This is a genomic window from Bacillus sp. ISO11 (assembly GCF_003458115.1).
Classification (GTDB): Bacteria; Bacillota; Bacilli; order Bacillales; family Bacillaceae_G; genus Bacillus_A; species Bacillus_A cereus.
Genome location: NZ_QXCO01000021.1, coordinates 1 through 13,456, shown reverse-complemented (window position 1 = coordinate 13,456; position 13,456 = coordinate 1). Strand labels below are relative to the sequence as shown.

Genomic DNA, 13,456 nt, shown 5'->3' with positions numbered 1-13,456 from the left:
TCATCCTTTTCTATCCAAAATAGCGATGATAAATCGTTTTTGCTTCGCTTATATCTTTCGTTCCATGTACGAGCACACGGCCATCTTTAAAGGCTACTAACCTCTTGTCTTCAACAGAAAATGATAGTAAATATGGATTTATATTTAAATCATTCACGCGACCTTCCAGCAACTCTTTATATTGTTCAAAATTTATTTCATCTTTATGAGGTGGTCTAATTTGAACTGTATTTCGCCCGCATAAAACTGCTGTTTTTGATGTGTTCTCTTTATTTAAATACGGATATAATGCATTCTCTCCGCATGAAGGACAATTATGCTGGCGAAGTTTTTGCACATTCATACATGAATACTCATTCTTCCACATATCAAACGATACAAGCCCATCTCGAAGTGATTCGTAATCTTCTACTAACAGTTTAAGAGCTTCTGTTACTTGATGAGAAACGACAAGAGATACAGCAGGTGATATAATACCCGCTGTATCACATGTTGCCCCGCCAAGCGGAATCGACTGTAATAAACATGATAAACATGGTGTTTTACTAGGAAGGATTGTGTAAGAAAGACCGTAACTACCTACACATGCACCGTAAATCCATGGAATAGAATATTTTTGTGCTATATCATTTACAATAAAGCGCGTTTCGAAATTATCAGTCGCATCAATAATTACATCAACATTTATAACAAGTTCTTCTAGCTCTTCAGCTGTTACATCTTGAACGAGAGCTTCTATTGTTACATCGCTATTAATCTCATCTAAACGTTTTTTAGCCGCTATAGCTTTTGGAAGATTATTCTTTACGTCGCTCTCTGCATACAATTGTTGTCTTTGTAAATTACTCCAATCTACATAATCACGGTCAACAATTGTTATCTTGCCAACACCTGCTCTTACAAACATCTCTGCATTTGCACTACCTAATGCACCTGCACCGATAATAAGCACATGCTTTTCTCTTATCTTTTGCTGTCCTTCTTCTCCAATTGGAGAAAATAGTTCTTGGCGAGAATATCGATTATTCAACTACGCTCATTCCTTCTAAAGGACTACTTGCAGTTGCACAACGCTTACGTGCAATACGACCTGCTTCAAATCCTAAACGGCCTGCTTCAATACTTAATTTCATTGCTTGTGCCATTTTAATAGGATCTTTTGCACCTGATACAGCTGTATTTAATAACACGCCATCAGCTCCTAATTCCATTGCAAATGCTGCATCAGCTGGACTACCAATACCGGCATCAACGATAACTGGTACTGTCGCTTGTTCAATAATGAAGCTCAAATTTAATGGATTTACAATACCAAGTCCTGATCCGATTGGAGATGCTCCTGGCATAATCGCATGCACGCCAAGCTCTTGTAATTTACGTGCTAATACAACATCATCAGATGTATACGGAAGTACGATAAATCCTTCTTCCAGTAACATTTCAGATGCCTTTAACGTTTCTACCGGATCAGGTAATAACGTTCTATCATCACCAATAACTTCTACCTTTATCATGTCACAAAGCCCAGAAGCTTTTGCTAATTTTGCAATACGAACAGCCTCTTCAGCGTTTTTTGCTCCTGCTGTATTTGGTAATAACGTATATTTTTTCACATCAAGTTTCTCTAATAAATTAGGTTGCTTTGCATCAAAGATATCCATACGACGTACTGCAAACGTTAAAATTTCAGCTTCAGAAACGTCAATTGCCTTTTGCTGTACGTCAAAATCAGGGAATTTACCTGTTCCTAATAAAAGTCTAGAATGAAATGAAAATGGTCCAATGTTTAACATAATCAACCGCCTCCTACGAAAGTTACAATCTCAATTTGGTCTCCATCAAAAACAGATGTATCTGTATGATCATCTTTTTGTAAAATATCTTTATTACGCTCTACTACAACAATTCTGTTATCTAACTCTAAATGTGTAAGTAGCTCAGCTACTGTTTTTACACTCGCTGGCACTTCAATTTGGTTACCATTAATTTTTAAATTCAAACTTCCATCCCCTTTCTAAACTCTTCTAGAAAGCAATGAATCTAGCAAATGATTCTCTTGCTTTCCTTCTATTAAATCAGCCATATATTGGCCAGAAATAGGACTTAATAAAATACCGTTTCGATAATGGCCCGTGCAAGCATATAAACCTTTTATTTCTTCATGCTCTCCCATATAAGGAGCTTCATGATTCGATTGTGGTCGTAATCCTGCCCACGTGCTTTCCCATTCTGCTTCTTTTAAAGCTGGCAATATTGTATAAGCACGCTCTAATATAGAAGTTATACTTTCTGGCTGCACAGTTTTATTGAACGTATGTGGCTTCATTGTTGCCCCAATTACGTAACGTCCACCGCGCTTTGGAGTAATGTAAAATCTTTCTTGAAAAATAGGTGCTTTTAAAAGTTTTTTTCTACTTCTTACCGCAACCACTTCTCCTTTAACTGGATATGTACCCCAATCACGGTGAAAATAACCTAGTAACTTCGTGCTCCATGAACCTCCTGCAATAACGACTTTCTCACATGTGACAATACCTTCACTTGTAATAACTCCAGTCACTTTATTATTTTCAATACGGATATCAAATACTTCTGCCTGTTCATATATATCAGCACCGGAAATTGCCGCAGAATGTGCGAATGCTTTCGTAAGCTCTGGTGCAATAACATGACCGTCTTTCGGATAATATACTGCTCCTATAATAGATTCGGATAGATATGGCTCTTTTTCCCGCACATGGTCTCCCGTTAGAAAATAAGAATCTTCACCTGTTTTCTGCTGCCAATCCATAATGTGAAGAATTCTTTCCTTCTCATCTTCATTTTGAGCAATACGATAAATTCCTTTTTCTTCATATCCAATATCAATACCCGTCTTTTCACGTAAAACTGCTGCAAGTTGTGGAAATATAGCTCGGCTTTCTCTAGCAAGTTCAAATAGCGGATCATACGCATCCCATTCTGCCTGAACACCAAGTAAACCAGCAGCTGCTTTGGAAGCTTCCGATGCAATACTTTGCTTCTCCACAATCGCTACTTTATGTCCTCTTTCTGCTAGAAAATGTGCAACTGAACTGCCAATTACACCACCACCAATAATCGCTACATCATACTTCTCACACATGTTTTTCCGCCCACTTTCTTATTGATTCCTTATAAGATTTCGCTTTGCTATACGGGTTACTACTACTTACAATTCCAGACATAACTGCTATACCACTTACACCGTTAGTAAGAACATCCACTGTGTTTTCTGGGGTAATTCCTCCAATTGCTGTAATCGGTATAGATAAACACCTTGCAATGTCTGAAATTTCTTCAAGCCCTCTCGCTGGCACACCTTTTTTACAATCTGTCGGAAATACATGGCCATAAACGAGTGAATCCGCTCCATTTTTAAAAGCTACTATTGCTTCATCTAGCGAATGCACAGAATAACCGACATGCAAATACGAAAACTTTTCTTTCACTGACTTTACATCTGTACTTCGATATCCTAGTTGAACACGAGGTATATTTAATAAAATTGCAATATCAATTCGATCGTTTATGACAATTTTAGAAGCCGGAAAGCCCTCCATTAATAGACTTTCCACACCTTCATATAATTCCTTCGTACTCTTCTCACGCTCACGAATATGCAAATAATCAATCTCACTCTCAATTTGCATCGCTACATTCACTAACTCTTCGAATGGCATATGGCCATTTGAGATTACGTGGAGCTCATTTTTCATATTCATTCGCCTACTTTAAAATATTTTCGAATAGTTCATCGGCTGGGACGGTTTCTTTCGTCATTCCTTTGTCCTTCAGCCACTTATTTTGTTTCTCCCAAGATTCTTTTGAATCTGATAAGAATGGCTCATCTTTCGTTTCCATCTTCTCTAATAAAATTTTCATACTTTCCTTTTCAACTTCTGGCACAAGTGGGAAGTTTTCTTTTTCTTGATGATTTAATAAAATATTCAATGCTTCATCTGGGTTTTTCTTCATGAAATCATAGCCCTTTTTCGTACCACGTAAGAAAGCTTGCAACGCTTCTTTATCTTTTTTCAACGTTTTATCACCTGTTACAAACACAAGCTCATGGTAGTTTGGTACTCCGTAATCAGCTGGATTAAAGTACGCTGGTTCATGGCCTTCATGACGCATAACAGGTACTTCATGGTTAATGTATGCCCCTGTTACCGCATCTACTTTCTTCGTAATTAATGCTGGTACTAAATCAAATCCAACATCAACTACTTTCACTGTATCAGGATTACCACCAGCTTCTTTTACCATCGTTTTTAAATACATCTCACTTAAAGGTGTTCCAGAGTATCCTACTGTTTTTCCTTCTAAATCTTTCGGTGATTGAATGCCCGCTGATTTCAGTGATACAACATGATTTAATGGTGAACGTACGACAGCCCCAATTGATTTCACTGGAATTTGCTCATTCGCTCTCGCCATAACAACATCTGGCTGATAATACAAGCCAACTGTCACCTTCCCTGCTGCTGCCAGCGTTAATGGATCAGTCGGATTAGAAGGGAATTTAATATTTACCTTTACACCTTCTTCTTTAAAGTATCCTTTTTCAATTGCTGCATAGATAAAGCTATGTACCGCATTTGGATACCAATCTAACATAACTGTTATTTCTTTCTCTTTTTTACTTTTGTCTGATGCTGAATTACTCGAACATCCTGCAATTATTGCAATTAATAATGTAAACACAAAGATGCGCTTTAAAAATTTCATGAATACTTCCTCCAACTAATGAATTTCTTTTCTAATATGGAAATAATTACGACGAAGAAAATAGCTAATAATGATAACAATACAATAGGTGCAAATACGCCAGCTCCATCTAACTGCGTCATCATTCTCTTACTGAAATATCCAAGCCCAGCTTGTGCACCGAGCCATTCTCCAATTGCTGCTCCGATAACACTAAGCGGAACTGCAATTTTTAAAGCTGAGAAAAAATAAGGAAGAGCAGACGGCAACTTTAATTTAAGAAAAATATCTCTTTTTGTTGCTCCATATGTAACTAAGAGCTCCTCCCATTCTTTTTTCGTACTACGCAGTCCATCATACGTATTGACCGCAATTGGGAAAAACGTAATTAAAACTGTGACAACAACCTTACTCCAAATTGTGTATCCAAACCATAAAACAAATAGCGGAGCAAGCGCAGTAATCGGAATCGTTTGTGAAGCAACTAATAATGGATAAAATGCTCTCTCCATCCATGTACTCGCATTCATTAACATCGCTAGCCCTACACCTAATACGATAGAGATAACAACACCTATTAAAACGACGTATAACGTTGCAGGTAAATGAACTGTAAATAATATGTCTTTTAGTTTCCATATCTTCATTACAATCGCAGAAGGTGACGGTAAAATGTACATCTCATCTACAATTCTTGCTCCTATTTCCCACACAGCTAGTAAAATACTAGAAAGTGTAATAGCAGGAACTAATTCTTTCAATCGGTTCATCACACAAGTACCTGCCTTTGTAACATACTAAGAAGCTCATCTTTCAGCGCTAATACTTCCGGTTTATATAAATCTTTTCGTGTTCTGTTATGATCAAGCGGTACAGTCCGCTCAGTCAAAGTCGTTATCGGCTGCTGTTCCACTACTAAAACTCGGTTTGAAAGAAATAACGCTTCTTCAACATCATGAGTAATGAATAAAATTGTTTTTTCCCACTCTTGCCATTGTTCAAACAACCATTCTTGCAAAGAGGTCTTCGTTAAAGCATCCAACGCACTAAAGGGTTCATCTAACAGCAATATTTCCCCGCCTGTTAATAAAGTTCGAATAAAAGATACACGTTGTCTCATACCACCAGATAAATCTTTCGGATATTTTTTCTCATACCCTTGCAAACCAAATTTATGTAACAGTTCCTTTGCCTTTACTTGTGCTTCTTTCTTCTGTACACCTTGGCACTCTAGCGGCAGGGCAGCATTCTCAATAATTGTTCTCCACGGCAAAAGCATATCTTTTTGCGGCATATATCCTACACGATGGTGCTTTGTTTCTGTCAGTTCTATCTGTCCAGTACTTACCTTTTCTAGACCTGTAATAAGGCGAAATAAAGTACTTTTCCCACATCCACTCGGTCCGATAATACTGACAAACTCTTTCTCATGTATAGAAGCATTTAATTCATGGATGATTGGTTTCTCATCGTAATGAAAAGAAACATTATGAAACTGTAGTATGTTCTTGCTCCTCAAATCCCCACATCTCCTTACGATAGGACATATCCCAGAATAAATATTCAAATCGACTGGAATATAAGAAAATCTCCTCTAATCTTTCTAGTTCTGTCTCAGACTTTCCCACTGCCATTTCATTTAATAAATCTATTAACCAAATACACAGATTACCGTATTCTTCCGAACTATATCCTTGAATCCACTCACCAAAAAACTCATGATCTCTTGCTCCAGGAATATCATTTAAACGCTTTCCAATTTCCCAATAGCTCCACATACATGGAAGAAGCGCTGCTATTAATTCCGCAAGTGTGCCATTTTGAGATACAGACATCATGTAATTTGTATAAGCTAAATTTTTAGCAGATGGTTTCGCAGACTCTATCTCCTCTATAGAAATTCCAAGTCTTTTTGCATATTGTTTATGGATTGTCATTTCGCCATTTAATATTCCATCAATTTGTTCAGCGAACTTTCCCATTACTTGTGGATTCGTTGCTTTTACAACACCAATCGCATATAACTTTGCATAATCTAGCAGATATAAATAATCTTGAATAATATAATACTGGAATTTATCTTTTTCTAACGTGCCATCTCCCATACCCACTACAAACGGATGACTATGACTCATCTCCCAAACCGGTTGCACAGTTTCTAATAATCTATCGCAAAATTTCATTTCTCTATCCCCTTTCAATATATGTATCTAAATAAAAAACCACTTCTATATATAAGAAGTGGTTACAGCAAATAAAGTTATACATTTATTCGATGTTCCACTTCCCTTCGCTAGTATTACCTAGATCAGGTGTTGTAAGGGTTAAGGATTATTCCTCTCTCAGCAAATCAAGCACCCCTAGTGGTTTCAATATGAAATTTTTAAATAAAAAAGCCCCGTTTCTATACGCAAAGAAACGGGGACTCATTGTTAGTGTCCGAATTGCTTCCCTACGCTAGCGTAATCTAGATCAGGTAATAAAAAGGATCAAAGGCTTACGGCCTACTCTCAGCTGGCAACACCAGCTCTCCTAGCAAACTATAAAATTATCACTGTCAGTATAACACCCTAATAAGACATCATCAACTTTTTTAATTTTCTTAATTATCAACAGAATATCAAAGTTATACAATACATACATTCTATTTTAGAAAATAAAACCCCAATTAATTGCATAAGAAGGAATCATTATCCTCAAAAAATTTATTTTTATATTGATTTCATATTACATTTATGTGAATACACCCACTATATTATATCTTTATACTATAATAAAATTACAACTATACAACTAGAGGAGGTCTCTATTCCATGAATATGAAAGCTACTGCTTTAACAGCAACTACTGTAGCGATTGCTTCTTTACTTCCTTCTATGGGTGAAACAAATGTACAAAAAGCAAACGCTGAACAATTATCTAATATTAAAACTGGGTATGTCAAAGTCGATCAAGTAGCATTACATACAGAAGATAACGTAAAAAGCACATCAATTGATACAATTCGCTTTAATACAAAAGTGAACATCCTTGAAACAACTAATGAGTGGTATAAAGTATCTGTTCATAATAAAGTAGGTTATGTACAAAAAGATGCTATTTTACTAAAAAACAAACTTCATTCTAATGATCAATACATCGTTAATGCTAATGCATTAAACGTTCGCTCTGAACCTAATTTAGAATCTTCCATTTTAGATGTATTACCAAATGGCAAGTTTATTACCGTTCAAGAAGATCAAGGCGAATGGTATAAAATATCGCATAATGGCCAAACAGGTTACGTACAAAAAGCATTCATCTCTAATGGTTCACAACCCTTAGTAAAAGGAATCACCGTTCAAAATAATACAAAATATACTGTTGCAACACCTAATCTAAATGTACGTAGCAACGCTAGTACAAGTAGCGCTCTACTCGGTTCATTACAAAACGGTACACAAGTACAAGTAGTAGAAACTGTAGGAACTTGGTATAAAATTCGTTTTGGCACAGGATACGGATATGTAGCAAAACACTATGTAGTACAAAATCAACCACAAGCTAAAACAGATCAACCTTCATCAATTCCAGCTGCTTTCAAATTCCCTGCTCAAGGAAGAATTAGCTCAACCTTTGATATACGCTGGGAACAAATGCATTATGGTATAGATATTGCCGCTCCAGGAAACGTCTCTATCCAAGCTGCTGCTGCAGGTAAAGTTGTGAAATCTTATTATTCAGCTAGCTATGGCAATGTTGTTTTCATTGCGCATCAAATCAATGGGAAATTATATACAACTGTTTATGCTCATATGAAGGATCGCACTGTACAAGCTGGTGATCAAGTACAAACTGGACAATTAATAGGTCATATGGGAAACACAGGTCATTCATACGGGCAGCATCTTCATTTTGAATTACATAATGGAGAATGGAATTTTGAAAAAACAAATGCAGTAAATCCACTGCCATATTTAGTTAGGTAAATTGTATGCCACGCAATATACCTCTTATAATTGAATACGTAGCCTTTTTAGGTTTAATCTGTTGTTTAATCATTTACAATACAAACATTGTATTTTTATCTATTATTATTGCTTTTGTTGCATTAGAAATTATGATGGAATCATTTCAAGTGCAACTAAAACAAAAAATTGCCCATATTTATAATGCTATTTTTCTTTTGAGTGCTCTCATAACAAATATAATTAGTAATGGCTTTTATTTATCTACTGTATTTCCAGTATTCTTTATGGCTGTTTTATTATTTGTAGCTAGATATATTAATGTCCCTTATAACCAAAAACAAAAACAAGAACAAGAAGCTTAGAAAGAGGAGACACTGTGTACCAATCTTTCAAAGATACTCCAATAAAATACATATTGAATTTGTATAAGAAAGCCAATACTTTTTTTTGGTATACAAGGAAGTTATACTGAACAACTTCTCCTATATGGAATGTTTTTTCTTGTCTTAATCACCTTCTCCTTGTTTTACTAACAAAAAAGGATCTCACATAAACTGGAGATCCTTTTTAATTTATATTAATTTTTCATATCGAAAATATTGTTTATCCACAAGCATATTTTTCATAAATAAAGCTCAGATTATATTTTTTCTCTAAGCTCATTCGTTGTTCGTCATCGCACCAATAGAAAAGAATATCATGAATCGTTGCGTAACGCTTATTTTTAAGAAATAGCCTAAAGAATGATGGTAAACAATCATGTAATTGTATAAATATATAATTGCGTAGTGTTTCTTCTTTATATTCAATGCCCTTACAAATATACAGTAATTCTTCACAATAATATGCATGCTGTGGAACTTGTATCATTTCGAAAAATGGCACATAAGATAGTAGCTTTCCAATAAAATGACCGTATCGATCCATTACTCCTATCGTCATATGCTCCATCATTTCTTTCATCACATATAAATAATCATCTACATGCGTTGTCTTTAATGGGTCTAAGCGATCGGAAATTTGAGATAATACAGCTCTTTGACATGCTAAAACTGCCTGACTAGGTCCATAATATGATAGGAAATCTGTACACTTACGATATTTCCGTAATAAATCATGTGTATACAAATCATATACAAAAGTATTACAATACATTGCTAAACTCATCATATCACTATTTAATTGCTCTTTTGATAATGATTTCGCTCTCTTGCACATATAAAAGAATGTAAATTCCAATACTTCTTTATGAGATAATAAATGTTTACAATCGGTTATACACTTCTCATTAAATTTAACTCTATCCCAAATTTCAATATCCCTATCTGTCAATTCACCTATACGATATTTAATAATTAAATAATTTAAAGCAACTGATTGCGTCAAAAGATCCCATGTTTCATATTCCAATGAAGTATGAACAAACTCAGCTAATCCTTGCGCTATCATAAAATCATTTGCCTCTTCATACCAACCAATCTCTTGGCATAAGCGAAGAATACGCACTAAAGTTGGAATTTCATCTTTATGAAACTGCGGTAATTTCTTTGCTTTATTCATGCCATATACGATAAATGCCGCTAAATTTTCTTCTTTATAAAATTCTTTCTCTTTCCATACTAATATAGTTCGTTCTTTCCCCTCACCTTTTGGGTGACAAGGTACAAGCAAAGAAAATAATTCAGCGAAATTATTTGGTTCTATATATGTATCTGTAACCAAATTCCAATTTGGATCGCCCTGTACAGCCTTCATATAATTCCCCTTCCCTTTTCATCTATGTAGGAAATATTAATTTATTATCGCACCACTAAAAATTAATATTGTTATATTCAAAATCTATCATAATACTTATATCTATCAGTATATCATCTTTTCTCTTATTAAAAATTAAGAATAACAAATTTTAAAAAAATGTCGAAATTATTAACCGTATCCTTATTATATAATGTCTCAGATACATCACGCTAACATATTAGTTTAATCCATATATGCTAGAATAATGTATCTGAAATTTATATATAATTTAGCTCTTTATGAGTGACCATTAAACTCTCGGTTAATTAAAGTTTCAATTTACTCTGTACGCTCTGAGATTTCACTCAAGGCAAATCCAGCTTGATCATCTGCTGATTCCCTTATAGCTAAATCTCCTAGTGCTAACATGCCAATAAGTTGACCACTATCAACTACTGGTAATCGTCTAATTTGATGCTGTGCCATTAGCTCTGTAGCTTTTTCAATAGAATCATTTGGAGAAACTGAGATAATATTTGTTGTCATCACATTTGTAATTTTATTAGATCCAGGATGTTTTTCAGCAATCCCTCGAACGACTAAATCACGATCAGTAACAAGCCCAACAACTTGCTCATTTTCAACAACTGGAATTAATCCAACTGATTCTTCCTTCATTTTAACAGCTGCCTCATATACATTGTCTAGCGGTGTACAATGTACAATATGGGTACTCATTAAGTCTCTAACTCGTGTCATTATTTATTTCCTCCTTTTTATACATACCATAGCTTTTCCAAAATTCCTTTATTTATTTCTGGAAAGTAACGTAATAAAAAGGATTAACAAAATAAAAAAGAGTCAGCATAATGCTGACTCTTTTTTGTATGACCCGTACGGGATTCGAACCCGTGTTACCGCCGTGAAAGGGCGGTGTCTTAACCACTTGACCAACGGGCCATGGCTCCGCAGGTAGGACTCGAACCTACGACCGATCGGTTAACAGCCGATAGCTCTACCACTGAGCTACTGCGGAATAATATATGGTGGGCCTAAATGGACTCGAACCATCGACCTCACGCTTATCAGGCGTGCGCTCTAACCAGCTGAGCTATAGGCCCATATACTTTACAGGGGCAGTAGGAATCGAACCCACACTGGAGGTTTTGGAGACCTCAGTTCTACCTTTAAACTATGCCCCTAAATGATGCCGGCTAGAGGACTTGAACCCCCAACCTACTGATTACAAGTCAGTTGCTCTACCAATTGAGCTAAGCCGGCATAAAAAAATGGTGGCTCGGGACGGAATCGAACCGCCGACACGAGGATTTTCAGTCCTCTGCTCTACCGACTGAGCTACCGAGCCAACATAAATGGCGGTCCCGACCGGGGTCGAACCGGCGATCTCCTGCGTGACAGGCAGGCATGTTAACCACTACACCACGGGACCATTTGGTTGCGGGGACAGGATTTGAACCTGCGACCTTCGGGTTATGAGCCCGACGAGCTACCGTGCTGCTCCACCCCGCGACAATATAAAGTTTTAAAAAATGGAGGAGGTAGAGGGATTCGAACCCCCGCGCGACTCTCGCCGCCTGTCGGTTTTCAAGACCGATCCCTTCAGCCGAACTTGGGTATACCTCCATGAAGGAAAAAATAAATATTTTATTATTATATGTCTAAACCATTAAAGAAAAAATGGAGGAGGTAGAGGGATTCGAACCCCCGCGCGATTCTCACCGCCTGTCGGTTTTCAAGACCGATCCCTTCAGCCGAACTTGGGTATACCTCCGAGACATATATTAAATAAAGTGGAGCCTAGCGGGATCGAACCGCTGACCTCCTGCGTGCAAGGCAGGCGCTCTCCCAGCTGAGCTAAGGCCCCATGTTTTTTGGGAATATCGGGAAGACAGGATTTGAACCTGCGACCCCCTGGTCCCAAACCAGGTGCTCTACCAAGCTGAGCCACTTCCCGTTAATAAAAGCGCGCCCGAGAGGAGTCGAACCCCTAACCTCTTGATCCGTAGTCAAACGCTCTATCCAATTGAGCTACGGGCGCATATGGTGCCGAGGGCGGGGGTCGAACCCGCACGGTGGTCACCCACCGCAGGATTTTAAGTCCTGTGCGTCTGCCTGTTCCGCCACCCCGGCATGTCATATTGAAAATTGGAGCGGAAGACGGGATTCGAACCCGCGACCCCAACCTTGGCAAGGTTGTATTCTACCACTGAACTACTTCCGCAAGACATGTATGAGTTATTTTATTAAAAGTGCGGGTGAAGGGAGTCGAACCCCCACGCCAAAGGCGCTAGATCCTAAGTCTAGTGCGTCTGCCAATTCCGCCACACCCGCATATTTCATTAAAATGGTGAGCCATGAAGGACTCGAACCTTCGACCCTCTGATTAAAAGTCAGATGCTCTACCAACTGAGCTAATGGCTCTTAATGGCTGGGCTAGCTGGATTCGAACCAGCGCATGACGGAGTCAAAGTCCGTTGCCTTACCGCTTGGCTATAGCCCATTAATTAAGAATGGTGGAGGGGGGCAGATTCGAACTGCCGAACCCGAAGGAGCGGATTTACAGTCCGCCGCGTTTAGCCACTTCGCTACCCCTCCGACATATATGGTGGAGGATGACGGGATCGAACCGCCGACCCCCTGCTTGTAAGGCAGGTGCTCTCCCAGCTGAGCTAATCCTCCATTTTGCCTGGCAACGTCCTACTCTCACAGGGACAAGGTCCCAACTACCATCGGCGCTAGAGAGCTTAACTTCCGTGTTCGGTATGGGAACGGGTGTGACCTCTCTGCCATCATTACCAGACTGTATTCATTTAAGACAAGAATTATTGTAACTCATTTACTTTTGAAAGTCAACAAGTTTTTTATATTCTTTCAAAACTAGATAACATTGCTTCATATTATATGGTTAAGTCCTCGATCTATTAGTATTCGTCAGCTCCACATGTCACCATGCTTCCACCTCGAACCTATCAACCTGATCATCTTTCAGAGATCTTACTAGCTTACGCTATGGGAAATCT

The 13,456-nt window shown here is 37.6% G+C and carries 13 protein-coding genes, 20 tRNA genes, 2 rRNA genes and 2 riboswitches; of the genes, 2 read left to right on the top strand and 33 right to left on the bottom strand.

Annotated elements, in window-relative coordinates; all coding sequences use genetic code 11:
* Positions 1-10 precede the first annotated feature (10 nt).
* Genes thiF through tenA form a run of 9 tightly spaced genes read right to left on the bottom strand, consistent with a single transcriptional unit; the run spans position 11 to position 6,911 of the window.
* Positions 11-1,030 carry a thiazole biosynthesis adenylyltransferase ThiF gene (gene thiF, locus D1166_RS20430; RefSeq protein WP_001065414.1) on the bottom strand — a complete coding sequence of 340 codons (1,020 nt, stop codon included), beginning with the start codon at positions 1,028-1,030 and terminating at the stop codon, positions 11-13.
* Entirely contained in the window at positions 1,023-1,793 is a 771-nt protein-coding gene (gene thiG, locus D1166_RS20425) for a thiazole synthase (RefSeq protein ID WP_000931981.1), read from the bottom strand. Before thiG ends, thiF begins: the two co-directional genes overlap by 8 nt.
* Positions 1,794-1,795: 2 nt before the next feature.
* Positions 1,796-1,999: a sulfur carrier protein ThiS gene (gene thiS, locus D1166_RS20420; protein ID WP_001049502.1), complete on the bottom strand. Its 204-nt coding sequence runs from the start codon at positions 1,997-1,999 to the stop codon at positions 1,796-1,798.
* A gap of 15 nt (positions 2,000-2,014) precedes the next feature.
* Complete coding sequence (gene thiO / locus D1166_RS20415; RefSeq protein ID WP_098220875.1) at positions 2,015-3,124, bottom strand: glycine oxidase ThiO; 1,110 nt, start codon at positions 3,122-3,124, stop codon at positions 2,015-2,017.
* Entirely contained in the window at positions 3,117-3,737 is a 621-nt protein-coding gene (gene tenI / locus D1166_RS20410) for a thiazole tautomerase TenI (protein WP_000787170.1), read from the bottom strand. Before tenI ends, thiO begins: the two co-directional genes overlap by 8 nt.
* 10 nt (positions 3,738-3,747) lie before the next feature.
* Positions 3,748-4,749: an ABC transporter substrate-binding protein gene (locus D1166_RS20405; protein WP_000670416.1), complete on the bottom strand. Its 1,002-nt coding sequence runs from the start codon at positions 4,747-4,749 to the stop codon at positions 3,748-3,750.
* A complete protein-coding gene (locus tag D1166_RS20400) occupies positions 4,746-5,498 on the bottom strand; it encodes an ABC transporter permease (protein ID WP_001080856.1) in 753 nt (250 codons plus the stop codon). The genes D1166_RS20405 and D1166_RS20400 overlap by 4 nt, the downstream gene beginning before the upstream one ends.
* A complete protein-coding gene (locus tag D1166_RS20395; protein WP_097861979.1) occupies positions 5,498-6,247 on the bottom strand; it encodes an ABC transporter ATP-binding protein in 750 nt (249 codons plus the stop codon). The genes D1166_RS20400 and D1166_RS20395 overlap by 1 nt, the downstream gene beginning before the upstream one ends.
* Positions 6,216-6,911: a thiaminase II gene (gene tenA / locus D1166_RS20390; protein ID WP_097861980.1), complete on the bottom strand. Its 696-nt coding sequence runs from the start codon at positions 6,909-6,911 to the stop codon at positions 6,216-6,218. Before tenA ends, D1166_RS20395 begins: the two co-directional genes overlap by 32 nt.
* An 85-nt stretch (positions 6,912-6,996) precedes the next feature.
* Positions 6,997-7,100, bottom strand: a riboswitch (TPP riboswitch).
* A gap of 60 nt (positions 7,101-7,160) precedes the next feature.
* Positions 7,161-7,272: riboswitch (TPP riboswitch) on the bottom strand.
* A 269-nt stretch (positions 7,273-7,541) separates the two neighbouring features.
* Between tenA and D1166_RS20385 the strand changes: the two genes are divergently transcribed.
* Positions 7,542-8,696, top strand: coding sequence for an SH3 domain-containing protein (locus D1166_RS20385; RefSeq protein ID WP_001056031.1), 1,155 nt, complete (start codon positions 7,542-7,544; stop codon positions 8,694-8,696).
* Positions 8,697-8,701: 5 nt separating this feature from the next.
* On the top strand, positions 8,702-9,040 hold the full coding sequence (locus D1166_RS20380) for a hypothetical protein (protein WP_001137824.1): 339 nt from the start codon (positions 8,702-8,704) through the stop codon (positions 9,038-9,040).
* A 241-nt stretch (positions 9,041-9,281) separates the two neighbouring features.
* Here D1166_RS20380 and D1166_RS20375 read toward each other — a convergent pair whose 3' ends face one another.
* From D1166_RS20375 to D1166_RS20260, 24 genes are all read right to left on the bottom strand, one after another.
* The gene (locus tag D1166_RS20375) at positions 9,282-10,433 is read right to left on the bottom strand and encodes a DUF3965 domain-containing protein (RefSeq protein ID WP_000648912.1); all 1,152 of its coding nucleotides are present in this window, start codon (positions 10,431-10,433) and stop codon (positions 9,282-9,284) included.
* A gap of 321 nt (positions 10,434-10,754) precedes the next feature.
* Positions 10,755-11,174, bottom strand: coding sequence for a CBS domain-containing protein (locus D1166_RS20370; RefSeq protein WP_000199011.1), 420 nt, complete (start codon positions 11,172-11,174; stop codon positions 10,755-10,757).
* Between the two features lie 129 nt (positions 11,175-11,303).
* Positions 11,304-11,375 (bottom strand) — tRNA-Glu (locus D1166_RS20365).
* 1 nt (position 11,376) lies between these two features.
* Positions 11,377-11,451 (bottom strand) — tRNA-Asn (locus D1166_RS20360).
* An 8-nt stretch (positions 11,452-11,459) separates the two neighbouring features.
* Positions 11,460-11,536, bottom strand: a tRNA-Ile gene (locus D1166_RS20355).
* 10 nt (positions 11,537-11,546) lie between these two features.
* Positions 11,547-11,617: transfer RNA gene (locus tag D1166_RS20350), tRNA-Trp, on the bottom strand.
* Positions 11,618-11,623: 6 nt separating this feature from the next.
* Positions 11,624-11,696 (bottom strand) — tRNA-Thr (locus tag D1166_RS20345).
* A 9-nt stretch (positions 11,697-11,705) separates the two neighbouring features.
* Positions 11,706-11,781 (bottom strand) — tRNA-Phe (locus D1166_RS20340).
* 8 nt (positions 11,782-11,789) lie between these two features.
* Positions 11,790-11,865, bottom strand: a tRNA-Asp gene (locus D1166_RS20335).
* 3 nt (positions 11,866-11,868) lie between these two features.
* A tRNA-Met gene (locus D1166_RS20330) sits at positions 11,869-11,945 on the bottom strand.
* A gap of 21 nt (positions 11,946-11,966) precedes the next feature.
* Positions 11,967-12,059, bottom strand: a tRNA-Ser gene (locus D1166_RS20325).
* A 55-nt stretch (positions 12,060-12,114) separates the two neighbouring features.
* Positions 12,115-12,207 (bottom strand) — tRNA-Ser (locus D1166_RS20320).
* Between the two features lie 20 nt (positions 12,208-12,227).
* A tRNA-Ala gene (locus tag D1166_RS20315) sits at positions 12,228-12,300 on the bottom strand.
* A 16-nt stretch (positions 12,301-12,316) separates the two neighbouring features.
* Positions 12,317-12,390 (bottom strand) — tRNA-Pro (locus D1166_RS20310).
* A gap of 10 nt (positions 12,391-12,400) precedes the next feature.
* Positions 12,401-12,474 (bottom strand) — tRNA-Arg (locus D1166_RS20305).
* 3 nt (positions 12,475-12,477) lie between these two features.
* Positions 12,478-12,566 (bottom strand) — tRNA-Leu (locus D1166_RS20300).
* Between the two features lie 16 nt (positions 12,567-12,582).
* Positions 12,583-12,657 (bottom strand) — tRNA-Gly (locus D1166_RS20295).
* Between the two features lie 29 nt (positions 12,658-12,686).
* Positions 12,687-12,767: transfer RNA gene (locus D1166_RS20290), tRNA-Leu, on the bottom strand.
* A 14-nt stretch (positions 12,768-12,781) separates the two neighbouring features.
* Positions 12,782-12,857 (bottom strand) — tRNA-Lys (locus D1166_RS20285).
* Positions 12,858-12,861: 4 nt separating this feature from the next.
* Positions 12,862-12,936: transfer RNA gene (locus D1166_RS20280), tRNA-Gln, on the bottom strand.
* A gap of 11 nt (positions 12,937-12,947) precedes the next feature.
* A tRNA-Tyr gene (locus D1166_RS20275) sits at positions 12,948-13,031 on the bottom strand.
* An 8-nt stretch (positions 13,032-13,039) separates the two neighbouring features.
* A tRNA-Val gene (locus tag D1166_RS20270) sits at positions 13,040-13,115 on the bottom strand.
* Positions 13,116-13,120: 5 nt separating this feature from the next.
* Positions 13,121-13,236 (bottom strand): 5S ribosomal RNA (rrf, locus tag D1166_RS20265).
* Between the two features lie 101 nt (positions 13,237-13,337).
* Positions 13,338-13,456 (bottom strand): 23S ribosomal RNA (locus tag D1166_RS20260); the annotation flags it as partial.

Bases quoted from the DNA above. Each gene is read 5' to 3' on its own strand.
- thiO (WP_098220875.1), bottom strand. From the start codon at position 3,124: ATGTGTGAGAAGTATGATGTAGCGATTATTGGTGGTGGTGTAATTGGC.
- D1166_RS20375 (WP_000648912.1), bottom strand. From the start codon at position 10,433: ATGAAGGCTGTACAGGGCGATCCAAATTGGAATTTGGTTACAGATACA.
- tenI (WP_000787170.1), bottom strand. From the start codon at position 3,737: ATGAAAAATGAGCTCCACGTAATCTCAAATGGCCATATGCCATTCGAA.
- thiG (WP_000931981.1), bottom strand. From the start codon at position 1,793: ATGTTAAACATTGGACCATTTTCATTTCATTCTAGACTTTTATTAGGA.
- tenA (WP_097861980.1), bottom strand. From the start codon at position 6,911: ATGAAATTTTGCGATAGATTATTAGAAACTGTGCAACCGGTTTGGGAG.
- D1166_RS20380 (WP_001137824.1), top strand. From the start codon at position 8,702: ATGCCACGCAATATACCTCTTATAATTGAATACGTAGCCTTTTTAGGT.
- D1166_RS20405 (WP_000670416.1), bottom strand. From the start codon at position 4,749: ATGAAATTTTTAAAGCGCATCTTTGTGTTTACATTATTAATTGCAATA.
- D1166_RS20385 (WP_001056031.1), top strand. From the start codon at position 7,542: ATGAATATGAAAGCTACTGCTTTAACAGCAACTACTGTAGCGATTGCT.
- D1166_RS20400 (WP_001080856.1), bottom strand. From the start codon at position 5,498: ATGAACCGATTGAAAGAATTAGTTCCTGCTATTACACTTTCTAGTATT.
- D1166_RS20370 (WP_000199011.1), bottom strand. From the start codon at position 11,174: ATGACACGAGTTAGAGACTTAATGAGTACCCATATTGTACATTGTACA.